At 62.8% G+C, this 22447-nt stretch carries 18 protein-coding genes; 4 read left to right on the forward strand and 14 right to left on the reverse strand.

From position 1 onward, the window contains the following. Positions 1 to 32 precede the first annotated feature (32 nt). From DXC99_RS02915 to DXC99_RS02940, 6 genes are all read right to left on the reverse strand, one after another. Positions 33 to 644, reverse strand: a complete 612-nt coding sequence (locus DXC99_RS02915; protein ID WP_233505653.1) for an ATP-binding protein — start codon at positions 642 to 644, stop codon at positions 33 to 35. Positions 645 to 978: 334 nt separating this feature from the next. Continuing rightward, positions 979 to 3756, reverse strand: coding sequence for a selenium-dependent xanthine dehydrogenase (xdh, locus tag DXC99_RS02920; RefSeq protein ID WP_117629212.1), 2778 nt, complete (start codon positions 3754 to 3756; stop codon positions 979 to 981). A gap of 12 nt (positions 3757 to 3768) precedes the next feature. Then, positions 3769 to 4248, reverse strand: a complete 480-nt coding sequence (locus DXC99_RS02925) for a 4Fe-4S binding protein (protein WP_117629213.1) — start codon at positions 4246 to 4248, stop codon at positions 3769 to 3771. A gap of 11 nt (positions 4249 to 4259) precedes the next feature. After that, positions 4260 to 7259: a putative selenate reductase subunit YgfK gene (gene ygfK / locus DXC99_RS02930; RefSeq protein ID WP_117629214.1), complete on the reverse strand. Its 3000-nt coding sequence runs from the start codon at positions 7257 to 7259 to the stop codon at positions 4260 to 4262. Positions 7260 to 7407: 148 nt separating this feature from the next. Next, positions 7408 to 8763, reverse strand: a complete 1356-nt coding sequence (ssnA, locus tag DXC99_RS02935; RefSeq protein WP_117583057.1) for a putative aminohydrolase SsnA — start codon at positions 8761 to 8763, stop codon at positions 7408 to 7410. 195 nt (positions 8764 to 8958) lie between these two features. Beyond that, the gene (locus DXC99_RS02940) at positions 8959 to 10353 is read right to left on the reverse strand and encodes a uracil-xanthine permease family protein (RefSeq protein WP_055285183.1); all 1395 of its coding nucleotides are present in this window, start codon (positions 10351 to 10353) and stop codon (positions 8959 to 8961) included. Between the two features lie 351 nt (positions 10354 to 10704). Here DXC99_RS02940 and DXC99_RS02945 point away from each other — a divergent pair, with 351 nt between their 5' ends. Further along, positions 10705 to 11361 (forward strand): transcriptional regulator, encoded by a 657-nt coding sequence (locus tag DXC99_RS02945; RefSeq protein WP_233505654.1) that lies wholly within the window; start codon positions 10705 to 10707, stop codon positions 11359 to 11361. Between the two features lie 122 nt (positions 11362 to 11483). Here the strand turns inward: DXC99_RS02945 and DXC99_RS02950 are convergent, their stop codons facing one another. Then, positions 11484 to 11861: a Rid family detoxifying hydrolase gene (locus tag DXC99_RS02950; RefSeq protein ID WP_117629215.1), complete on the reverse strand. Its 378-nt coding sequence runs from the start codon at positions 11859 to 11861 to the stop codon at positions 11484 to 11486. Positions 11862 to 12159: 298 nt separating this feature from the next. Here DXC99_RS02950 and DXC99_RS02955 point away from each other — a divergent pair, with 298 nt between their 5' ends. Both DXC99_RS02955 and DXC99_RS02960 read left to right on the forward strand, forming a co-directional pair. After that, positions 12160 to 14655 carry a U32 family peptidase gene (locus DXC99_RS02955; protein WP_117629216.1) on the forward strand — a complete coding sequence of 832 codons (2496 nt, stop codon included), beginning with the start codon at positions 12160 to 12162 and terminating at the stop codon, positions 14653 to 14655. Between the two features lie 15 nt (positions 14656 to 14670). Continuing rightward, positions 14671 to 15330 (forward strand): RluA family pseudouridine synthase, encoded by a 660-nt coding sequence (locus DXC99_RS02960; RefSeq protein WP_233502584.1) that lies wholly within the window; start codon positions 14671 to 14673, stop codon positions 15328 to 15330. Between the two features lie 117 nt (positions 15331 to 15447). Here DXC99_RS02960 and DXC99_RS02965 read toward each other — a convergent pair whose 3' ends face one another. Both DXC99_RS02965 and DXC99_RS02970 read right to left on the reverse strand, forming a co-directional pair. After that, positions 15448 to 16194 (reverse strand): DeoR/GlpR family DNA-binding transcription regulator, encoded by a 747-nt coding sequence (locus tag DXC99_RS02965; protein ID WP_117629217.1) that lies wholly within the window; start codon positions 16192 to 16194, stop codon positions 15448 to 15450. A 3-nt stretch (positions 16195 to 16197) separates the two neighbouring features. Further along, a complete protein-coding gene (locus tag DXC99_RS02970; RefSeq protein ID WP_117629218.1) occupies positions 16198 to 17277 on the reverse strand; it encodes a Gfo/Idh/MocA family protein in 1080 nt (359 codons plus the stop codon). A gap of 665 nt (positions 17278 to 17942) precedes the next feature. Between DXC99_RS02970 and DXC99_RS02975 the strand changes: the two genes are divergently transcribed. After that, a complete protein-coding gene (locus tag DXC99_RS02975; RefSeq protein ID WP_117629219.1) occupies positions 17943 to 18179 on the forward strand; it encodes a hypothetical protein in 237 nt (78 codons plus the stop codon). A gap of 116 nt (positions 18180 to 18295) precedes the next feature. Here DXC99_RS02975 and DXC99_RS02980 read toward each other — a convergent pair whose 3' ends face one another. The 5 genes from DXC99_RS02980 to DXC99_RS03000 form a co-directional block, all read right to left on the reverse strand. After that, a complete protein-coding gene (locus tag DXC99_RS02980) occupies positions 18296 to 19180 on the reverse strand; it encodes an ROK family protein (protein ID WP_199408853.1) in 885 nt (294 codons plus the stop codon). Between the two features lie 79 nt (positions 19181 to 19259). Then, entirely contained in the window at positions 19260 to 20384 is a 1125-nt protein-coding gene (locus DXC99_RS02985; protein ID WP_172676343.1) for a glycoside hydrolase family 172 protein, read from the reverse strand. 12 nt (positions 20385 to 20396) lie between these two features. Continuing rightward, positions 20397 to 20795: a PTS sugar transporter subunit IIA gene (locus tag DXC99_RS02990; protein ID WP_117629220.1), complete on the reverse strand. Its 399-nt coding sequence runs from the start codon at positions 20793 to 20795 to the stop codon at positions 20397 to 20399. A 26-nt stretch (positions 20796 to 20821) separates the two neighbouring features. After that, complete coding sequence (locus DXC99_RS02995) at positions 20822 to 21655, reverse strand: PTS system mannose/fructose/sorbose family transporter subunit IID (protein ID WP_117563754.1); 834 nt, start codon at positions 21653 to 21655, stop codon at positions 20822 to 20824. A 2-nt stretch (positions 21656 to 21657) separates the two neighbouring features. Beyond that, positions 21658 to 22443: a PTS sugar transporter subunit IIC gene (locus DXC99_RS03000; protein ID WP_117563755.1), complete on the reverse strand. Its 786-nt coding sequence runs from the start codon at positions 22441 to 22443 to the stop codon at positions 21658 to 21660. Positions 22444 to 22447 lie beyond the last annotated feature (4 nt).

The raw sequence follows: 22447 nt of genomic DNA on the forward strand, positions 1-22447 counted from the left end.
GGTAAAGGAAGCACGGCACGCCCGCAAAACCACTACGCCCCAAGAGCCGCCACGGGGATCACCGCCACGCCGTCGTCGCGTGTGTAGGCAATGCTCCCCTTTCCAACCACGACCGCCAAAAACGCCGGCGCGGCATTCTGGGCGGCAGGATTGGAGAGCACTTTCCTCTCCAGCGCCTTGAGATTTCTCGCTCCATCGTCTGCTTTCGCATCACTCAGCTTGACCTCAATGGCTCCCCAGCGCCCGTCGTGCTCAACGATCAGATCGACCTCAAGGCCCTTCTCATCTCGGAAATAATGGACACTGTTGTCGACACCGCCGTAGGTGGAAAGGAACACGCGCACGTCGCGCAGAACGAGGTTCTCAAAGAGCATCCCCAGCGTTTGCATATCGCCAAGCAGCCGCTCAGGGGTAGCCCCCAGCAACGCCGCCGCAAGTGACGGGTCGCAGAAGTAGCGCTTGGGGCGCACGCGAACGCGGGCCTTCGAGCGCATAGGCGGCTCCCATCCGCACAGGTCCTCGGTCAGCTTGAGCCTGTTGAAGAGGTCCAAGTACGCAGCGATGGTCCTCTCGTCGGGGCCCGCCTCACCGTACGAGGCGTCCTTTATGAGCGTCTTGTACGTGACGGCCTGGCTCTCGTTCATGGCAAGAGCTCGCAAAAGGCCTGTGCAAGCTCGGGCGATCACGCGATATGCGAAATTACGCCATTTTCAATGCGGATTTTACGCTACTTTCAATGTAGTTTTTACGCCATGACAGATGCAGTTTTTACGCTATTTTCATTGAAGGTTTTACGCTTGGCATCCTTAGCGCAACGCTCGCTCAACCCCTGACCACCGGATTGCCCGAATTACGGGATGCTGCCTCCGCTCCAAGCAAAAGGCCCCGGCTCGCGATGGAGCCGGGGCCAAAGGCGCAGCATATGCAGTTGATGCTGAGCATGGACAGCCCGTCAGTAATGGCCGTCCACGCCCTACCCTACCCGCGGTGACGGGCGCGGCTGTAGGGCGTATCCACCATGGGCAGATCCGGACGCAGCTTGCCGTCAAACGCGCGATAGGCGTTCTGCACGGCGGGCGCCGTGGGGATCGTTGCGATCTCGCCAATGCCCTTGCCGCCATATGCCACGGGCAGCAGTTCGTCCTTCTCCACGTAGATGGCGTGGATATCCGGAATCTCGGGCGCACGGAACAGCCCGAGCGTACCGTACCTCGCCTGGGGCACGCAGTCCTTGAGCGGCCAATCCTCGGTAAGCGCATAGCCCATACCCATGAGCACGCCGCCTTCGATCTGACCCTGGATGGAGATGGGGTTGACCACCTTGCCGGAATCGTGCGCGGCATAGACCTCGCTCACGCGGCCGTCATCATCCAGAATGACCACATGCGTGGCAAAGCCGTAGCAGATGTGGCTCTTGGGGTTGGGGACGTCGGCGCCCAGTTTGTCGGTCGGCTCCAGATACACGTAGCCAAACTCGCATCCCTCGAGCGCCTTGATGGCGGCCGCGGGATCTTGAGGATGCATGCCCTGGCCGGCGACGAGTTCCTGCGTGCGCAGCTGATAGGCACGACCGTCGTCGTACTCGATCTTGACGCCATCACCATGGGCGCTCACCGGGGCGGTAGGCGCAGGCTTGCCGGCCTCGATGCCAACCATGGCATCGCGCAGCAGGAAGGCGGCGCCGCGCACGGCCTCGCCGGTCACGACCGTCTGACGCGAGCCAGACGTGGTGCCGGAGTCGGGAGCGTTCTCGGTGGAGCACTCGCCATTGGCAATGCAGCTCAGCGGCAGACCGCACGCCTCGGCAACGTCCTGCAAAAAGACCGTGTTGCAGCCCTGGCCGATGTCGGACGTGGCGGCGTAGACCACGGCGCGGCCATCCTCGACGCGAATCTTGCAGCGGCCGGCATCGGGCAGGCCCACGCCCACGCCGGCGTTCTTCATGGCGCAAGCGATACCGGCGTGTCCGGGATGCGCATAGTAGGCATCCTTGACCTCAAGCAGCGTCTCCTTCAGCGCCGTGGAGCAGTCGGCAATCTGGCCGTTGGGCAAAACCTCGCCCGGCTCGATGGCGTTTCTGTAACGAATCTCCCACGGGTCCAGGCCGACCTTCTCTGCCAGCAAGTCGATCAAGCTCTCGAGCGCAAACTCGGACTGGCAAACGCCAAAGCCGCGGTACGCGCCGGCGGGCGGGTTGTTGGTGTAGTAGCCAAAGCCGCGAATGTCGGTGTTCTGGTACTTGTAGGGGCCAACGGCGTGCGTACAGGCGCGCTCGAGCACCGGGCCGCACAGCGAAGCGTAGGCGCCGGTATCAAAGTTGATCTCGCAATCAAGGCCGGTAAAGTTGCCCTCGGCGTCGCAACCCAGCGTAAAGGTACCGTCCATGGCATGGCGCTTAGGATGGAACGCGAGCGACTCGGCACGCGTGAGTTTGCACTTCACAGGACGCTGGAGCTTATAGGCAGCAAGCGCGGCCAGATGCTGGACCGAAACGTCCTCCTTGCCGCCAAAGCCGCCACCCACGAGCATGGTCTCGACGACCACGCGCTCGGGCTCGCTGTCCCAGCCAAACATGTGAGCACACTCTTTGCGCGTGTCGTAGGCACCCTGGTCGGTCGACTGCACCTTGACGCCGTTCTTGTACGGGAAGGCGACGGCGCACTCGGGCTCCAAGAAGGCATGCTCGGTAAAGGGCGTGGTAAAGCGCTGTGTCACGGTAAACGCGCTCTCTGCCAGCGCCTTGGCGGCGTCGCCGCGCGTCACGTGACGGCTCTGGCACACGTTGTCCTTGAGCTCCACCGTGTTGCCAAAGGCAAAGAAGCTGTCGTGCAGGCGCGGGGCGTCGGCAGCCCTGGCCTCGACAATGTTACGCACGGGCTCCAGCGGCTCGTAATCGATCTTTACGAGCTTCTTGGCCTTCTCGAGCGTCGCCTCGTCCTCGGCAACCACCAGCACGATGGCATCGCCCACGCAGCGGGTGATATCGCCCTGGGCGATCATGACGTCCCAGTCCTGGATAAGGTGGCCGACCTGGTTGACCGGCACGTCCTCGGCGCGCAAGATGCCCACCACACCGGGCAGGGCCTCGGCCTTGGAGGTATCGATGGAGAGCACGCGGGCGCGCGGATACTTGGAGCGCACGGCGCTGGCGTAGGTCAGGCCCGGCTGATCGAGCTCGTCGATGTCGTCGGGATACTTGCCCTCACCGAGCACCTTCTTGCGCACGTCGATACGGAAGGCGCGCTTGCCCACGCCGTAGTCGTCTCCGCGCTCCAGATCCTCGTCGATCTGCTTTTCGCCGCGGAGCACCGCAGCGGCCAGCGAAATGCCCTCGATGATCTTCTTGTAGCCGGTGCAGCGGCAGACGTTGCCGCGGATGGCGTACTTGATCTGCTCCTCGGTGGGCTCGGGGTCCTCGGCGATCAGCGCCGCGCCTGCCATGACCATACCGGGGATGCAAAAACCGCACTGCACGGCGCCCACGGCGCCAAAGGCGTACACAAAGGCCTCGCGCACGTCCTCGGGCAGGCCCTCGACAGTCACGATGTTGCGGCCGGCGGCAAGGGCGGTGGTCAGCACGCAGGCCTTGACGGCCGCACCGTCCACATGAATGGTGCAGGTGCCGCAAGCACCCTCGGAGCAGCCGTCCTTGGCGGAATGGATGTGCAGGTCGTCGCGCAGGTAGCGCAGCAGCGGTTTGTTTTGGGTCGTCGTGCGCTCGACGCCGTTAACGGTAAAAGTGAATTCCTGTGCCATGGTGATTCCCTTCTACACGCCGGCGGCGATGCCGGTGCGGTCGTGGATGGCGCCATGCGGGCAGACGACAGCGCACATGCCACACGACAGGCAGTCCGCGCCGTCGATATGGGCGCAGTTGTCCTCGATGCGGATAGCGCCGGCAGGGCACTTTTTGACGCACATGCCGCAACCGATGCAGCTCGTGTCGCAGATCTTGCGCGCAATGGCGCCCTTGTCGGTGTTGTTGCAGCGCACCAGGATGTTCTGGTAGCCGGGAACGAAGGCAATCACGCGCTGCGGGCACGCCATGCCGCACAGGCCACAGCCCGTGCACCTGGAGCGGTCCACGCGGGCGATGCCATCGACCAGCGCAATGGCACCGTGGGGGCAGGCCGCGACACAGGCGCCACAGCCAATGCAGCCTTCGCTGCAGCGGGCGTCGCCGCCTGCGGAGGCGCAACCGCTTCCGCAGGCAACGTAGGCCACGTTATGTTGAATGGATTTGGCCATAAGAGACTCGCCTATTTCTTAAGGAGATACGGATAGCTGTCGCGCACGGCCTTGATGGTCAGGCGGACGGCCTCGGGCAGACCGGTGTTGACGGCATCGACCGAGACGGTGCGGACCGTGCCGGCGACGCGAACCTTAAAGTGGTCCTCGTCCACGGCCAGGAAGCCCTCGTTCTCGGAGTTCTCCATGTCCTGATCGCTCCAGAACAGGGTGAGCTTGTCCTTGTAGGGACGACCCTCCTGGTAGGGGCAGAACACGGCGCAGTTGCCGCACTCGTTGCACATGCCGTCGACATGGACGACCTGATGCTTGGCCAGGCCCGGCACCTTAATTGCCACGTTGGCGCGGTTGGGGCACACGTCGCAGCAGACCTCGCACACCGAGCCGCAGCCCAGGCAGCGGGTCTTGGTGCAATTGCGCTTGTCGCGGCACAGCGACCCCTTGCGCTCGTAGCAGGCGTCCTCGCGACCGGCCTGAGCATTCTGGTCGGCGTACTTGTTAAAGTCCACGCCAGCGATGGCACGGGCGACCTCGGCGGCGTCGGCAATAGCCTCGACCACGGTGGCCGGACCGCGACGGCAGTCACCTGCAGCCCAGACGCCCTCGACGCCGGTGGAGGTGGCGGCAAGGCGGCCGCAACGGTCGTGCTCGACGCCCGCGGCATCGTACAGGCTGGCATCGATGCCCTCGCCCACGGCGCAGATTACCGTAGTGGCGGAAAGCTCGACGGTCTCGCCCGTGGCGACGGGGCTGCGACGGCCGCTTGCATCCGGCTCGCCCAGCTCCATAACGTCGCAGGTCAGTACGGCGCCGTTGAGTGTCTTGGGTGCCAGCAGCTCGCAGAACTCAACGCCGTCGGCAAGAGCAAGATCGAGCTCTTCCTCGTCGGCGGGCATCTGCTTCTTGGTGCGGCGATACACCAGGCGCACGTTCTTCACGCCAGCCATGCGCTTGGCCACGCGGGCCGCGTCCATGGCGGTGTTGCCGGCGCCAATGACCACGACGTCCTCGCCCAGCTCGAGCTTCTCGCCCTTCTTGGCGGCCTCGAGGAACTCCAGCACGTCGAGCTCGGCGTCCTCGCCCAAGCCTGCAGACCCGGGCATCCAGGCACCGGTGGCCACGACCACGTCGGTAAAGCCCTGGGCCTTGAGCTCGTCAATGGACTCCACGCGAGCGTTGAGCTGCACCTTCGCACCAAAGGCCAGGCAAAGCTCGGCGTCGTGGGAGATATCGTCGCTCGCAATACGGAACTCGGGAATCACGTGACGGACCACGCCGCCGAGCGAATCGCGGGCCTCAAAGATGGTGACGGGCACGCCGGCGCGCGTCAGGAAGAACGCCGTCGCCAGACCGGCCGGGCCGCCGCCGATAACGGCAACGTTGCGCTCGCCGTCGTTGGCAATAGCCTGGGAGCGCAGCTTGGGCAGCACGGCGGTCATGGCCTCGCGGGCGGCCTTGAGCTTGCTGGCGCGGATCTGGGCGCCCTCGGGCTCGTAGAACGCACGCTCGCAGGCACGGCCGCAGGGATGCGGGCAGATGGTGCCGGTAATGAACGGCAGGGCGTTGCGCTCGATGACAATGTTGAGCGCGTCCTCGTAGCGGCCCTCGTCAACAGCCGCCAGGTAGGCGGGAATATCCTGCTGGATGGGGCAGCCCGTGCGGCACGGCGTGGTAAAGCAGTCGGAAAGCGGGCTCTTGCCAGCGACCTTGCGGTCGGGCAGCGGGCGCAGCGGCTTCTTGTAGAGCGGGTTGGTGAGCGAGTCGGCCTGGATCGCGGTCACGGCCTCGAGCGAGATGCCCTCAAACGGCTTGCCGTCCAGGTCGGCAAACTCGCCGGCCATCTGGCTAAAGCGCTCGTAGCCACCGGGCTTGAGCACGTCGGTCGCCAGGGTGACGGGCCAAATGCCGGCGTCATACAGGGCGCGGATGTTGTAGGCCGTGGCGCCGCCGGAGTAGCTGATGCGCAGCTTGCCATCGAACTGCTCGGTAATGCGGCGAGCAGCCTCGATGGTCAGCGAGAACAGCGAACGGCCCGACATGTACATCTCGGTAGAAGGCAGCTCGTTCCTCGTCACGTCGACGGGGAACGTGTTGGTCAGCTTGACGCCAAACTCCAGGCCGCGCTCGGCGCACAGGGCAATCAGGCGCTCGAACATGGGCACGGCGTCGGCCCACTGCAGGTCCTCGCGGAAGTGCGTATCGTCGAAGACGATGTAGTCAAAGCCCAGCTCATTCAGACGCTGGCGGGCAAACTCATAGCCCAGCAGCGTGGGGTTGCACTTGATGTAGGTGTTGAGGCCCTTCTCGGTGATCAGATAGGTCGCGATGCGCTCGATCTCCGCTGGCGGGCAACCGTGCAGGGTAGACTCGGTGATAGAGTTGGAGACGCGCGCCGGAATGGACTCGACAAACGCGGCATCGACATGCTCAAACTGGTCCAGATTGGCGAGCGCCCATGTGCGACACTCGTTCCAGACGTCAGATCCGCTGGCGTCCTTCATGCCCTCGATGTAGGCGTCGACCTTGGGGCTCTTGATGCCCTCCAGGTCATAGCCCACGGACATATTGAAGACAAAGCCGTCCGGGCTACCCAGGCCGTACTCGCGAGCGATCAGGTGGCAGGCGAACCATGCCTTCACGTACTCGGCAAAGGCCTGCGGAACCTCGAGCTCGGTCGACCACTCGCAGTTGTAGCACTCGTCCTGCGCCACGATGCAGGGCTTGTTGACGCAACGGGAAAGCTCCTCGCCGTCCATAACCTGGACGGTCTTGAGCTCAAAGAAGCGAGAACCGGCCACATAAGAGGCCACGATGTTCTGGGCAAGCTGTGTATTGGGGCCGGCGGCCGGGCCAAACGGAGTCTCGATGCGCTCGTCAAAAATGGGAAGCGCGCCCTCCTGGTTGGTCGTGGCCATCTTGCGCACGCCAAAGACGGCGCCCTGAGTCTTGTGCTCCTCGATGATCCAGTTCATCAGCTGCGAAAACGGGATCGGCCTCATGATGTCGCTCATAGTGAGCTCCTCTCTGTAACGCCCGGCGAGACCGCGCGGCGGGCGCAAATACGGTGTAGCGCTAGCACAGCGCCGGCGACCCCGCGGAGGTCGCCTATACGCGCGTCGGATGCGGCGAAACATCTGACGCGCGCAAATCTACTTGTAATTAGTAGGCGCGATCGTTGAGCGTGCTCCAGAGCTTCTTGGACTCGGCCATGGTCCACGCGTTGATCTTGTCCTCATCAATGCCAACGAACTCGCGATCCTTGTACAGGACGCGGCCGTTGATGATGGTGGTGCGGCAATTTTTGCCCATCATGCCAAAGAGCATATGGCCGTCGATGTTCTCCTCGCTCAGCGGCGTAAAGGGCTTGTAGTCCATAACGATGACGTCGGCGGCAGCACCGGCCTCGAGCACACCGAGCTTGCGATCGAAGTACTTGCTCGCCATCTTGGCGTTGTTCTCGAACAGCATGGTCATGGCCTCGCACCAGCCCACGTTGGGCATGGCGGCGTTGTGGCGCTGAATGATCAGGAAGACCTTGAGGCTCTCGAGCATATCGTGGGTGTAGGCGTCGGTGCCCATGCACACGGGGATGCCGCGGCGGAAGAACTCGAGCACGGGAGCGCAGCCCACGGCGTTGCCCATATTGGATTCGGGGTTGTTGACCAGCCAGGTGCCGGACTCCTTGACGATATCCATCTCGGCGGGCGTCACGTGGATGCAGTGGCCGAGCATGGTGTCGGGACCCAGCAGATTGTGCTGCAGCAGGCGCTCGACGGGGCTGATGCCACCACGGTTGAGACGGGAGTCCCACACGTCATTCATGCCCTCGCACACATGGATGTGGAAGCCGGTCAGGCCGTTGTTGGCCTCGGCCATCTTGTCCATGGTCTCGTCCGAAAGCGTAAAGGTGGCGTGACCGCCAAACATGGCGGCGATCATGTGATTGTCGTTATCGCGACGCTCCTTGGCGGCCCACTGGGCAAACTCGGCGTTCTCGGCAATGGCCTGGTCGCATTTTTCCTGGCCGCGGCGGTCGGAGACCTCGTAGCACAGGCACGAACGCATGCCCAGCTCCTGAGCTGCATCCTTAATGGTAAAGAGGCTGCCTGGGATCTCGCAGAAGCTCGCGTGGTGATCGAAGATCGTTGTGACGCCATCGCGGATGGAGTCCAGAATCGTGGCATAGGCGCTGGCCTTGGTGCCGTCGAGCGTCAGGTTGTCATCGATCTTCCACCACTGCTGCTCAAGATTCTCCAGGAAGTTGGTGGGGTTGCAGCCCTTAATGGCAAGGCCGCGAGCCAGACCCGAGTAGATGTGGGTGTGGCAATTGATGAGTCCGGGCATGATGAGGTTGCCCTGGGCGTCGACGTACTCGGCATCCGGGTACTTGACCTTGAGCTCGCACTCGGGGCCCACTTCGACGATCGTATCTCCGTCAATGGCGACCGCACCGTTTGGAATAAACGGGGTCTGAGCGTTGCGGGTAAAAACGGAACCGTTAGCGACCAGAAGCATGGATGCTCCCTTCAACATCAGAGGCGGGGTTTGACACCTCTGACATGGCGGAGTGCGAAGCGCCGGCCTACACCGGAAACGGGCCCTCTCCCGTCAACGCTTCACCAAAGGGACAAACCCTTTGAAGTGCGGCTTGACGCCGCATGACGTCGGCGGACGAGGCGATGCGTCCGCCGACGAATAGCACCGAATTGGTTACTTCTTGCTCTCGGGCAAGACCAGATCCACGGCAGCGTCCTTGGCAGCATCGATGTGCTGAGCCACGACCGGCGTCTGCGGAAGAATCAGGTTAAGGACGATGGCCATGATGGCGGTGGGGGTTACGGCATTGGAGCCGATGACGGTGGACACCCAGGCGGGCATACCCTCGCCGGCAAGGCAACCGCTGGCCATCCAGATACCCAGGCCAAAGACGACGGAGGTACCGACGATGGTGGTAGTGCGCTGCGTGAGGCCCTCGCGGGTGAACATGCGCACGCCGTTCATGGTAATGGTGCCAAAGACGCCGACGGTCGCGCCGCCGATGACGGGCTGCGGGATAGCGGAAAGGACGGCAGAGAGCTGCGGGAACAGACCGGCGATGGCAAAGACGGCCGCGATGATCACAAAGACCCACTTGTTGACGACCTTGTTGGAGCAGATGATGCCCACGTTCTGGCCAAGGGCGCTGGTGGGAAGACCGCCCAGCAGGCCGCCGACCATAGAGGTGAGGCCCTGGGACACGATAGCGCCGGAGAGCTCGCGCTCGGTGGGCATACGGTCGATGGAGCCCAGGCAGGCGGCGGAGACGTCGCCGATAACCTGGATGGCAACCATGGGGAACACGACGGCGAGGGTAATGCAGACCTCGGGATCAAACTCGAGCGCATAGGGCATGAGCTTGGGAAGGGCGAAGACCTGAGCGGTGGCGACGCTTGAGAAGTCGATCATGCCAAAGGGGATGGAGACGATCATGCCAACGATCATGCCAAAGAACACGGATCCCAGCTTGAGCGTGCCCTTGCCAAAGTTGGCGAGCGCAAAGACCACGGCGAAGGTGATAAGAGCGACGCACCAGGCCTGCGGGGTGCCCCACAGTGGCGTACCCATACCGCCGGCCATATACTTGACGGCCGTGGGATACAGCGAAACGCCGATGGAGAAGATGACCGTACCGGTCACGACGGGTGGGAACAGCCACTTGATCTTGCTGTAGGCCAGACCAAAGAGGACCGCGACGGCACCGCCGACAATCTCGCCGCCCAACAGCGCGCCAAAGCTAAAGCCCGAGGCGCCCATGGCCTGCAGGGCCGGGAGGAACGCGAACGAAACGCCCATGACGATGGGCAGGCCGCCGCCGATGCGACGGAAGGGGGCAAAGGCCTGAAGGGCCGTGTCGATCGCCGAAAGAATGAGCGCGACCTGGATGATGTCGGTGCTCTGCTGGCTATTAAAGCCGTAGACGCCGGCCATGATGACAGCCGGGGTGATGATGCCGGCAAACGATGCCAGTACGTGCTGAAGGGCACACGGGATCATTTCCTTAACGGGAGGCATGCCTTCACGAGTGAACAGGGCTTCAGTGCCGTTCGTAACCGTCTCCTGGGTCATTTGACCACCAATCCTCGAAATAGTTGTTTTCGCATCTAACGCTCTATTGTGACGCAGTGCGGGGTTGAGGTTGTGCCTTCGTTGCATATCGTATTAAAGATGATTCTCATTCTCAATAATAATTTTTTGTTATCAGACTATTCTTGAGCTGAGACAATGCATTTCCGCAGGTCAGGAAAGTGTCTTGTCAAAATAACATCTAACTTTTCTTTTGGTCAACCGTTTACCGCCAAAATCATACCGTTCGTCTGTATTACGCAATGTACCTGCGAATATGCGAGTCAATAGACACGTGTTACCATGAGAAAAAATTGTTATGAACATTTCCGATTTCACCCAAAGGAGTTGCCCGTGAACGAGACCGTACGCCGCTTTTTGCCGATGGTCGATTTCCTGGAGCAGATACTCGGTAAGAACAGCGAAATCGTGCTGCACGATTTCTCGGATCCCGACCACGCCATCGTCGATATTCGCAACGGCATCGTGAGCGGCCGTAAGATCGGCGGTCCCGCCACCGATCTGGCGCTCAAGATCATGCACGACCCCAAGTATCGCGACCTGCCGTTTATTACGGGCTACGAGGGGCGCGGTGCCGGCGGCAAGACGTTGGAGTCCGCGACGTTCTTTATCCGCGAGGATGACGAGATCGTCGGTATGCTCTGCGTCAACACCGACCTCTCGACCGTACGCTCCATCAACGCCATGGCGCAGCAGCTCATGGCGTGCTTCGACGCAGCGCCGACGCGCACGGAGCCCGCCCCTATCGAGGTCGAAAGCCTTTCGGAGTCCACCCAGGAGCTCATCGACCGCAGCATTGCCGAGTTGCTGAGCGCGCGCGGGCTGGATGTAGCGTCGCTTGGTCAGAACGACCGCGTGGACGTCATTCGCCACCTCAACGGCAACGGGGTGTTCATGCTCAAGGGCGCCGTGGCCTGCGCTGCCACCGCGTTGGGCATCTCGGAGCCCAGCGTGTACCGCTACCTGCAAAAAGTCCGCAAGGAGGGCTAAACGTGATCCCTTGGGGACGAAGGGAAACGGATCATTTTTGTCGCATCGCTTGACAAAAGACCCTGCAGCTCGCACGCGCTGCAGGGTCTTTTTGCATGTCATGTTTAGTTGTGGCCAACGCCTTAGAGAGCGGCGACGACCTCGATCTCGACCAGACCGCCAGCCGGAAGAGCGGCAACCTGGAAAGCGCTGCGCGCGGGGAACGGGGCCTCGAACTTGGAGGCGTAGATCACGTTCACGGCGGCAAAGTCGGCGATGTCGGCCAGGTAGACCGTGGTCTTGACGACATCGGCAAACGTGGCGCCGGCAGCGGTCAGCAGAGCCTCGACGTTGGCGAGGGACTGCTTGGCCTGGGCCTCGACACCCTCGGGCAGCTTGCCGGTCGCGGGATCGATGCCCAGCTGGCCGGACAGGAACACCATGTTGCCAGTCTGGATACCGGGGGAATACGGGCCGATGGCTGCGGGTGCGTTATCGGAAGACACGACGGTCTTGCTCATGTTTTTCTCCTTACAAGTAAAAGGGAACGGGAGCGCGGCGTTCACACCGGGAGGCACAGTTCGGTCTGAACACCGCGCTTGATTGGGATAGTACTCAAGGTTTCCGCGCGATGCAAGATTATTATCACGCTGCGAGAATATTTTATCGCCCAACGGTTTCCCCGGACCGCTGAACGGTTCTCATGTGGAGCAGCCAGTCCAAGCTGCTGAAGACTTTATCCCGCTTAGAGCACGGGCATCGCCTGCCGCGACGGCACCACTATACTTTTGAGTATCTGAGCATTTTGAAAGGCAGGATATGACCGCAACCGCCAGTCGAACCACCAACCGCAGACCCGAGCTTTTGGCGCCCGCCGGAGGGCCCGAGCCCTTTGCTGCCGCACTCGCCGCCGGGGCAGACGCCATCTACTGCGGCATGGGCAGCTTCAACGCACGCCGCAAGGCCACCAACTTTACCGACGAGGCCTTTGAGCAGGCCTGCCGCGCCGCGCATCTAGCCGGCTCGCGCGTCTACGTCACGGTCAACATCGTCATCAAGCAGTCCGAGATGAGCGATGCGCTGCAGCTCATCCATCGCTGCTCCACGCTGGGCGCCGACGCCTTCATCATCCAGGACTGGGGCCTGTTCTTTGAGGTCAAGCGCACCATGCCCGGCATCGAGACGCATATCTCGACCCAGGCGAACATCCACGACGACCGCGGAACCCTTTGGTGCCGCGAGCAGGGCGCCGACCGCGTGACCCTCTCGCGCGAGCTTTCCATCGACGAGATTGCCGCCATTCACGATGCCGCGCCCGATGTGGACCTTGAGGTCTTTAGCCATGGCGCCATCTGCTTTTGCTACTCTGGCCTGTGTCTGCTTTCGAGCTTTGCCATGGCGGGCCGCTCGGCCAACCGCGGCATGTGCGCTCAACCCTGTCGCCTGCCTTACGAGCTGATCGACGAGAACGGCCGCTCGCTCTCCCCTGCCGGTCGCGAGCGCGCGCTGTGCCCGCGCGACACCAACACTTCGCAGCTTGTTCGCCGTCTGTATGACGCCGGCGCCGCATCGCTCAAGCTCGAGGGCCGCATGAAGGCTCCCGATTACGTGTATTCCATCGTCGACGTGTATCGTCATCAGATTGACGATATGCTGGCCGATGTTTCGACCTCTAAGGACGAGGAAGCCGCCCGTCAGCGCCAGCTCAAGCGCTGCTTTAACCGCGACTTTACGCACGCCTATCAGGACGGCACCTCGGGCGACGAGATGATGAGCTATGAGCGTTCCAACAACCGCGGACAGATCGTGGGCACGGTGCTGGGCAGCCGCCCGGCCAACCGCGATGTGCGCGGCCTCAAGCCCGACGACCGCCGTCGCCGCGCCGCCATCGCCCGTATTGAGCTGTTTGAGCCCGTGGGCAAGGGCGACCTGCTGGAGCTTCGCCACGATAACGAGTTTGACCAGTTCCTGACCACCATTGCCGCCGATGATGCCGCAGCCGGTGAAGTCATCGAATGTCGCGTACCCCGCAGCATGCCCGAGGGCTGCCGCGTCCGCGTGATTCGCAGTCAGCGTGCCATCGACGCCGCCGGCGCCGCGCTCAAGCGCGATGTGCTGCGCCGCCGAGCTGTTGATGTGTCCGTCGTGGCGCGTCTGGGCGAGCCGTTTACCGTTACGCTCACCTGCTGCGACGACCCTTCGCTTACGGCCACGGCCACGGGCTTTACCGTCGAAGCCGCCAAGACCCGTGCGGTCGAGGCGTCCGATCTGGTTGAGCACGTCGGCCGCATGGGTTCCTCTCCCTTTGAGGCTGCGAGCTTTGAGGTGGCGCTCGATGAGGGCTGTGGCATGGGTTTCTCCGCCGTACATAAGGTGCGCGCCGCCGCTTGCAAGGCGCTGGAAGAGGCCATTCTGGCGCCGTACGCGGAGCGCGCGAAAACGCTCGAGCTGCCGGCGATTGTCACCAGTGATTCCCGCCCCGCGCCCGAGCACTACCGCGACGAGCCGCAGATCTGCGCCACCGTCACCTCGCTCGAGGCCGCCGAGGCAGCGCGGGCGGAGGGTGCAACGCGCATCTACATGACCACCGACGCGCTCGATGCGGCCAAGCTCTCCCCCGCCGATACGTTTGAGCAGGGCATCGTACCCGTGCTCGATGAGGTCTGCCGCGCCGTTGACCACGTCCGCGTTGACCCATGGGTTGTTGCCGGCGCCACGGTCGCTATTGGCAACATCTCTGAGCTTGCCCTGGCCGCCCAGGTTGGCGCCACGGCCGAGATTCGCTCTTGCCTGCCGGTGCACAACACGCCCTGCATGGAGGCGCTTGCCGAGCGCGGAGCCGGTGCGTTTTGGCTCTCGCCCGAGATCACGCTCGACGAGATTATCTCGCTCGGCACCGCCGCGCCCGCGGCTCTGGGCATCACCGTCTTTGGCCGCCCGCGCGTCATGACAAGCGAGCATTGCATTCTGCAGGTTGCCAACGGCTGCATCCACGATTGTGCCAACTGCCGCCTGCGTGCCCGCAAGCTCTCGCTCAAGAATATCGACGGCAAGGTCATGCCGGTGCGTACCGACATCCACGGCCGCTCACGCCTGTACGACGCCTACCCCATCGACCTCACGCCGCAAGTTCCGCAGCTGCTCGATGCCGGCGTGCGCCGTCTTATGGTCGACGGAACCTTGCTCGAGGCCGATGAGATTGGCCGTGCCGTCGCTCGCGTCCGTCGCGCTGTCGAGGCGGCTCAAGCCGGCCGCAAGCCGGCCGCCCGCCTGCGCGGCGCCACCTCGGGCTGCATGTTTGTGGGAATCAGCTAACCGAAAGGCTTACACGTGAACGAAGAACCTCAAGTCCTCTACTGCGACGCCTGGCTCATGGCCATCGACAAGCCTGCCGGCATGATCGTCCACGGCGACGGCACCGGCGAGCGCACGCTCACCGACTACGCCAGCGACCTGCTGCTGGCGATGGGCGACGGCTTTGCCGCGACCGACATGCAGCCGCTCAACCGCCTGGACCGCGACACCACCGGCGTGGTGTTGTTCTCGCTCGACAAGCAGACGCAGCCCGCCTTTGACCAGATGGTCATCGACCACGCTTTCGAAAAGCACTACCTGGCGCTCGCCGAGGGCAAGATCGACTGGAACGAAAAGCTCATCGACAAGCCCATCGCCCGCGACCGTCACGACAGCCGAAAGATGCGCGTCGGCGCCAGCGGCAAGCCGTCTCAAACGCGCGTGAAGGTGCTCAAGCGTCTTAAGAGCCGTCGTGGCCTGCCCACGCGCTCGTATATCGATGTCGAGCTGCTCACCGGCCGCAAGCACCAAATCCGTGTGCATCTGGCGAGCGAGCATCATCCCTTGGTTGGCGACGACCTGTACGGAACGCCGCGCCCCTGCGGCCTGATGCTCCACGCCCACAGCGTGTCCTTCACGCATCCCGTAACCGGCGAGCACATTCACATCGAAGCCCCCTGCCCCTGGGAGCCCTAAAACCTGCCGAAAAGGGACAGGTTTATTTTGGCAGGTTTTATCTGGGCAAACGTCAAAACCACCACAAAGGTTCCTGCCCCTTCGCGGTGGTTTTGGCCCTTAGCCGGTCCCCTGTTGCTAGACCGTGACGACGTTGTCCATTGCCCGGTACTTGGCAGGGACATCGCCTGCGGTAACAATCGTTGCGTCACGGAAGTCCGCGAACTTGACGGGCGCCACCATGCCAAATTTACTGGCGTCCGAGATTACGAAGCGCTTGGCCGTATGGCGCATCGAGATACGCTTTACTTGCGCCTCCTCGATATCGGGCGCCGTGAAGCCCTGCTCGGCGGCAATGCCGTTAGAGCCCCAAAAGCCACAGTTGAAGTTGTAGCGGTCTAAGGTTGCCAAGGCATCGGGGCCAACGAGCGCCTCGGTCTCGGGTTTGAGCTCGCCACCCAGCACCACGGTACGCATGCCGCGCAAAGCAAGGCGTTGAGCATGGAGCACGGAATCGGTCACATAGGTGACACCTTCAAGGTGTGGAAGATGCTCGATGAGCCTGAGCGTCGTCGAGCCCGAGTCGATGTACACAAAGCTCTCGGGCTCCACCAGCGCCGCCGCACGGGCGCAGATACGTTCCTTGTCGTCGTTATGGAGATCGCTGCGCTCATTAAGCGTTAGGTCGCGCGTCACGTGCGCGCGCTCAAGGCTCGTCGCCCCACCGTGCACCTTGGCGATACGGTGTGCGCGATTGAGCGTCTGCAGGTCGCGCCGAATGGTAGACGCCGTCACGCCCAGGGCCTCAGCAAGCTCCGGTACGGTAACCGAGCCCGTCTGCTGCACCATCGACACGATTGCGTTGAGCCTATCTTCCGCAAGCATCGCTTACTCCTCCTCGGGGTACACGACTCCCCAATCGGCGCGAAGCTTGGTCATAAGCTCCATAACATCAGAAGCATAATCCAGAAGCTCGCGCTTGGAGTCGTCGCCGGCAACGGCCTTCTCAAGATCGGCCATCTCATAACACAGGGCGTAAGCCTCGGTGCCTGCGTGGACCTCCTCGCGGTGGCCGTCCGCAGTCCACACGATGGTCGCGTGATCGGCACGCGGATATTCGTTGACCTCGATGTAGCACTTGTCAAAGCTGATGACCGAGCGCTTGGGCTGCTTGGAGTGAAGCGTAAGGCTCACGACGCCCAGCTGCTGCTCGGCATTGCGGCAGACGATGCCGCCCGCAACATCGACTCCAGTCTCGCAGGTGTTGCCTAGAGACACGACCTCGGCGGGCTGGCTCGCCATAAACAGGCACATGACGGACAGGGCATACACACCAATATCGAGCATGGCACCGCCGGCAAGGTTGCGATTGTAGAAACGGTTGGTCAGGTCGCCGTACTCCTTGTAGCTACCAAAGTTGAGCTGAGCGAGGTTCATGCGGCCGAACTCGCCGGCATCCATGCGGCGACGCAGCTCTTGATACAAGGGCATGTGGAGCACCGTGGTAGCGTCCATAAGGACCACGTTGTGCTCGGCGGCAATGGCACGGGCCTCATCGAGTTCAGCGGAATTGAGGGTAATGGCCTTCTCGCAGAGCACGTGCTTGCCGGCTGCCAGGGCAGCGCGCAGATAGGTGATATGAGTGTTGTGCGGGGTAGTGATGTAGACGGCGTCGATGCCAGGATCGGCGTAGAGGTCCTCAACCGTGTCGTAGACCTTCTCGATGCCATACTGCTCGGCAAAAGCCTGAGCCTTGGACGGCGTACGGTTGGCGACGCCCGCAAGCTTGCGACCGGCAAGAGCAAGGGACTGAGCCATCTGGTTGGCGATAACGCCGCAACCGATGACGGCCCAATGGAGCTCGGGAGCCGTAAAAATATCGTCGGGGAACGGCTTGTCCTGGACCGAAGCGAACGCTGCTTTGGCGGCTGCCGCGGCGTCGAGCGGAGCCTGCTTGGAATCTGCCATTATGTGCCTCCTGTGTCATAGAACGCCTTGCTTTCTGACAGCTCTATATTCGCACAAACACGCGCTTCTGTGCGCGTTTTTGCGTATCTCACCGCTAAACGGTCATTTTTATCCCGTAAACGGCGCATCTATACGCATATTCACGCAATCCCACGCACGTAAATGCGCACAAATGCGAACCGGTCATTGCTCAGAGACAGGGGCTTATGCTTAGAACTCGAAAGACAGGATGATCCGCTTCGCCTCGTCGCTCATGGCGCGCTGCAGCTCTAAGGACCGTCCCAAACTGCCGACAGAAAAGGAACGTCCCAAACTGCAGACAGAAAAAGAACGTCCCCAGGCGCCGGCATTTCAAGAGCACTCATTTAAGTCTGTCCCCAATAAGTGCAATCACTCATGTAAGTCTGTCCCCAATGAGTGGGAGCAATCAGAGACTCTTTGCGAGGGAGGCCGGACGTGGCCTTCCTCGTTTTTATTCATGGACTTTAGTCCGTGCCGCACGGCACGCGCGGCATAGAAAGCCACCCGCTCAGCGGGTGGAGGCCAATTTCCGCTACGCGACAAAAACCTTCCCCCTAGCATGAGGATTGTTCAGGTCATCATGCTAGGGGGAAGGTGATTGCTGTGGCCCAGAAAGCCAACAGCCTCGCGCACACGAAATGGCTGTGCAAGCACCGCAGCGCACCGAGATCAAGCTCATCGCCGCCATCGTCGAGAAGCACCCCAAGGTGCGCTTTGCCGCGAGCTGCACCTCGGCCCACGCCGACCTCTACGACCGCATGGAGCAGGCCCTGTGCGAGCGCGTGGCCAACGCGGTGGAGGTCGTCCGCTCCGACATCAGCCCCGCGTTTCTTGTCCACACCGGTCCAAACCTCGTGGGTGTGGCGGTCCAGGGACTCTAGCGGAGGCGGGGCGTCCTGCCCCAAAAACAAATGCAAAAGACGAGCGCTTCTTGCCGCTCAATTGGCAAGAAGCGCTCGTCTTTTCTTAACGCGTTGTATGGCGGAGAGAGCGCAAGTTACGCGAGCGCCCTTCTTGCCAGCTCGGCCGCGCCGAGGATTCCTTGGTCGCCGCCGCAGCCCGGGGCGCAGATGTAGCTCTCCATGTCCTTAAGCTCGGCGGTCTGGATGTAGCCACCCAGATATTCGAGGGTCTTCTTGCGGACGATGCCGTAGAGCTGCTCCTGGTGCATCACGCCGCCGCCGAGGACGATGCGGCGAGGCGAGTACATGAGCACGAGGTTCGCGCACATCTGCCCCAGATAATCCCCCTCGAGCGCCCACACCTCATCGTTGTCCGCGAGCTCGGCCGCGGGCTTTCCCCAGCGCGCGGCGATGGCGGGGCCGGAGGCGAGGCCCTCGAGACAGTTCGCGTGGCTCGGGCAGACGCAGCGTCCCTCCTCGGTGGGACGGGTCCTTACCAGCATGTGGCCGGCCTCGGGGTGCAGCATGCCGTGAAGGAGCCTGCCCGCGCACATGACGCCCGCGCCCACACCGGTGCCGATGGTCACGTAGACGGCGTCCTCGAGCCCCTTGCAGCAGCCGAAGACCACTTCGCCGAGGCAGGCAACGTTCACGTCCGTGTCGTAGGCCACCGGAATCCCGAGGGCGTCGGCGAACGCGGCGCGAAGACCATAGCCTCGCCACGCGAGCTTGGGGGTCTGCAGGATGGAGCCGTAGCGCTCGTCGGCGGGGTCGACGCAGGTCGGGCCGAAGGCGCCGATGCCCAACGCGTCCACATCGCGGGCGGCGAACCACTCGATCATCTGCGGGACGGTCTCGGCGGGCGCAAGCGTCGGGGTCTCCATACGGTCGAGGACCTCGCCGTCGCCGGACACCACGGCACAGACCATCTTGGTCCCGCCGGCCTCGAGGGCGCCGAGCCTCATTTGCTTTTCGCTCATGTGATCCTCCTTGCAAAGGGGCGCCCGTAGCCATGGTCAACCGCGGGCGCCCATAACGTTGGCATGTTTCGAGGCGACCCTACCTGGGCACGCGGTCCTGCCTTGCGGCAAACGGGGCGAGCACGGCGTGCGGCTCGCTTTGGTACCAGTAGGCGACGGTGGAGATGTCGTCCTCGCGCTCGTAGAGCTTGATGTCGTCGTTGCCGAGGTCCTGGAATGTCACGCGCAGGTCCTCCTTGAACGAGATCGGGTCGGGAAGGTGCCACCTGTAGAGACCGTGCCTGGGCAGCGCGTCGTCGTTGGTCGCGAGCATCGGGTTCGGGTTCGGCTTGCCCGCGCTGAAGCGGTCGCGCGTGGCGTCGCGCGTCGAGCGGTACGGGTAGCCGGCGAACAGCGTGTTGAAGCACTGCGCCTCGGGCAGCGCGTGGGGCGGCCTGTCGAGAAAGGCCCAGGCACCGCCGAAGTAGTCCTCGGCTCCCGTCGAGGTGACCGTGGGGAACTCCTCGTCGCCGTCGAGGAAGAACTTCATCTCGCCCTCGCCCCACCAATAGCGCTCCAGGGCGCACAGGGCCATGTAGGTGCCGACGTAGTAGCCCTTGCCGCGCACGCCGTCGAGCACGGTGTAGTCGACGCCCCTGCGGGTGCTGCGCTCGCGGTTAAAGCGAGCGTGGAAGTACATGGCGTCGTCCGGCACGTCGGTGAGCGCGTAGTTGAACGTGTAGAAGATGTACTTAATGAACCCGGGGTGCTCGCTCGTAAGCGTGACCTTGGCGTGCTTCCTGAAGGGCATCTCGAAGTAGCAGTTCATGCCGCCCGTCGGGTTCACGCAGATGGGCATTGAGTTGACAATGGCGCGCTCACCGAAGCCGTTACAGAAGAAGTCGCCGACAGGGCACTCGACCGAGGGGGTCTCCTCGTCGTCCCAGTAGAAGCGCAGCACGAGGTCGCGCATGACGAAGCTGCCGGCGGCGGTCTTGTCGGGGACGGTCATCCAGATGTGGCGGATGATGCCGGGGCCCTCGATGTCCGCGAGCGTGATGGTCTCGCCGGACTCAAGGGGCACGCAGCACGAGCCCTTGCGGCCGACGCCGAGGTGGCTGGCCGACATGGCGGCGCGGCCCTTCTCGCCCGTGATGTTCTCGGGGGTGATGGCGCGGCTTTCCTCACCGCCGTGCATCCACACGTCCTTAAGGAACTCTCTCATCGTCGACCTCCTCTATTCGTCGTCGTCGCACTCGGCAGAACTGACACCGTTCACGTAGATGATCTGCTGGCGCGCCTCGTTGACGAGGGCATCGAAGTCGAGCTTCTCGTCGGGGCGCGCGAGCGCGACCGTCATGGCGAGCGGGAGGTTGACACCCGCGATCACGTGGATCCGGTCGGAGGCGAAGCGGGAGAAGCGCTGGTTCACGCTGCCGCCGAACGCGTCGGTAAGGACGACGACCTCGTCAGTGCCCGAAAGAGCCGCCTCGACCGCCGCGTCGAGCCCCTCGCCGTTGTCGTTCACGTAGGCGCACACGGCGTTGACGGCGTCGCCCTTACCCGTAAGGAACTCGAGGGTGTCCTTGAAGCCCTGGGCGAGAAGGGAATGGCTCGCCACAACTATCTTTCTCATTGATTCACCAATCTCTTGGGTCGAAGCTAAGCGAGGATGCCGGCGGCGGAGGCGACCATCGCGAGGACAATCACCACGAGGATGAGGGCCGTCATGCTCGCGTTCTTCTTGGTAAGAAGGTAATACGCGCTTCCCGTGATGGCGGCGGGGATCATGGCAGGCAGGATCTTGTCGAGCAGCGGCTGGATCTCCATCGCGACGTCGCCGAAGCTGAAGCTAATCGGGCAGGTGACGCCGATGACCGAGGCGATGAGGCAGCCGACCACGGTGAGGCCGAGCACGGAGGCGGCGGCAGTGAGGTTGGGAAGCTTCTCGCTGAAGTCGGTGACGAGCTTCACGCCCTGCTTGTAGCCGAACTCGAGGGCGTGCATGCGGACCCAGAAGATGGCCAGGATGAGCGCGAACCAGATGCCGGCTCCCACGGGGTTGCCCTCGATGGCCATGTAGGCGGCGATGGAGCCCATGATGGTCGGGATCATGGTCATGAGCAGGGAGTCGCCGACGCCGGCGAGCGGTCCCATGGTGCCGATCTTCAGGTCTTGGACGGCGTCCGCCGCCGCTAGGCCGTCGCGCTCCTCCATGGCCACGCAGGCGCCAAGGATGATGGCGGCGAGCCAAGGCTGGGTGTTGTAGTAGCGGAAGTGGTTGTTGAGCGCTTGCTTATAGTCCTCGTCGTTCGTGTAGATCTTCCTCAGGACCGGCGAGAGGGCGTAGGCGACTGAGGCGCCCTGCTGGGTCTGGTAGTTGAAGGTGCACACGCTCATGAGCCAGCGCCAGTTCGCGTTGCGCAGGTCCTTCTTGGTGACCTTGTAGCCGGAGGGCTTGCCCTTGGCGACGGCGGTGATGTTCTCGTTTTCCATGGTTACTCATCCTCTCCGATGAAGGCGTCTGCGGAAGCGTGGGCGGCGAGCTCGGTGTCCCTCTCGGCGCGCTGGTAGAACGCGATCGCGAGGGCAAAGCCGACGATGGCGGCGCCGATGATGGGCACGTTCAGGAAGGCCGAGAGGAAGAAGCCGGCGAGCAGGTACTGGAAGTACTTGCCGGTGGGCATGTAACGCAGCAGCATCGCGATTCCGACGGCCGGGAGCATCTTGCCGGCGAGGGTGAGGCCGGAAAGGAACCACTGGGGCATAACCTCGAGGAGCCAGTTGACGGCGGGCTGGCCGAGGGTCACGGAGACAAAGACGGGCAGGGCGGCGCACAGGCCGAAGAGCACGGGGCAGACCCACAGGATGGCGTTCATCTGCTTGAACTTGCCCTCGTCGCAGAACTTCTGGGACTTCTCGACGACGAAGCCGTTGAGGATCTTGACGATGACGTCGAGCTGGATGCCGAGCATGCCGACCGGCAGGCCGATGGCGAGGCCCGTGTCCGCGCCCAGGGTCACGCCGTAGGCTGTGGCGATGATGGCCATCGTGCCGTAGTCGGGAATCGACGAGCCGCCGAAGCCCGCGACGCCGAGCTGCATGAGCTGGATGGTGCCGCCGATGACGAGGCCGGTCTGCCAGTCGCCCATGACGACACCGGTGATAAGGCCCCAGAAGACGGCATAGTTGACGAAGATCATCGGGATGCCGTAGTAGTCCACGTGCTTGATGAAGGCCAGCAGGGTCAAAAGGACGACCTGCAGGATAGTGAAGTTGACCATGATC

The sequence above is a fragment of the Collinsella sp. TF10-11AT genome (assembly GCF_003437565.1).
In the GTDB taxonomy this organism is placed as follows: domain Bacteria; phylum Actinomycetota; class Coriobacteriia; order Coriobacteriales; family Coriobacteriaceae; genus Collinsella.

Bases quoted from the DNA above. Each gene is read 5' to 3' on its own strand.
- DXC99_RS02915 (WP_233505653.1), bottom strand. From the start codon at position 644: ATGAACGAGAGCCAGGCCGTCACGTACAAGACGCTCATAAAGGACGCC.
- xdh (WP_117629212.1), bottom strand. From the start codon at position 3,756: ATGGCACAGGAATTCACTTTTACCGTTAACGGCGTCGAGCGCACGACG.
- DXC99_RS02925 (WP_117629213.1), bottom strand. From the start codon at position 4,248: ATGGCCAAATCCATTCAACATAACGTGGCCTACGTTGCCTGCGGAAGC.
- ygfK (WP_117629214.1), bottom strand. From the start codon at position 7,259: ATGAGCGACATCATGAGGCCGATCCCGTTTTCGCAGCTGATGAACTGG.
- ssnA (WP_117583057.1), bottom strand. From the start codon at position 8,763: ATGCTTCTGGTCGCTAACGGTTCCGTTTTTACCCGCAACGCTCAGACC.
- DXC99_RS02940 (WP_055285183.1), bottom strand. From the start codon at position 10,353: ATGACCCAGGAGACGGTTACGAACGGCACTGAAGCCCTGTTCACTCGT.
- DXC99_RS02950 (WP_117629215.1), bottom strand. From the start codon at position 11,861: ATGAGCAAGACCGTCGTGTCTTCCGATAACGCACCCGCAGCCATCGGC.
- DXC99_RS02955 (WP_117629216.1), top strand. From the start codon at position 12,160: ATGACCGCAACCGCCAGTCGAACCACCAACCGCAGACCCGAGCTTTTG.
- DXC99_RS02965 (WP_117629217.1), bottom strand. From the start codon at position 16,194: ATGCTTGCGGAAGATAGGCTCAACGCAATCGTGTCGATGGTGCAGCAG.
- DXC99_RS02970 (WP_117629218.1), bottom strand. From the start codon at position 17,277: ATGGCAGATTCCAAGCAGGCTCCGCTCGACGCCGCGGCAGCCGCCAAA.
- DXC99_RS02980 (WP_199408853.1), bottom strand. From the start codon at position 19,180: ATGAGCGAAAAGCAAATGAGGCTCGGCGCCCTCGAGGCCGGCGGGACC.
- DXC99_RS02985 (WP_172676343.1), bottom strand. From the start codon at position 20,384: ATGAGAGAGTTCCTTAAGGACGTGTGGATGCACGGCGGTGAGGAAAGC.
- DXC99_RS02990 (WP_117629220.1), bottom strand. From the start codon at position 20,795: ATGAGAAAGATAGTTGTGGCGAGCCATTCCCTTCTCGCCCAGGGCTTC.
- DXC99_RS02995 (WP_117563754.1), bottom strand. From the start codon at position 21,655: ATGGAAAACGAGAACATCACCGCCGTCGCCAAGGGCAAGCCCTCCGGC.
- DXC99_RS03000 (WP_117563755.1), bottom strand. From the start codon at position 22,443: ATGGTCAACTTCACTATCCTGCAGGTCGTCCTTTTGACCCTGCTGGCC.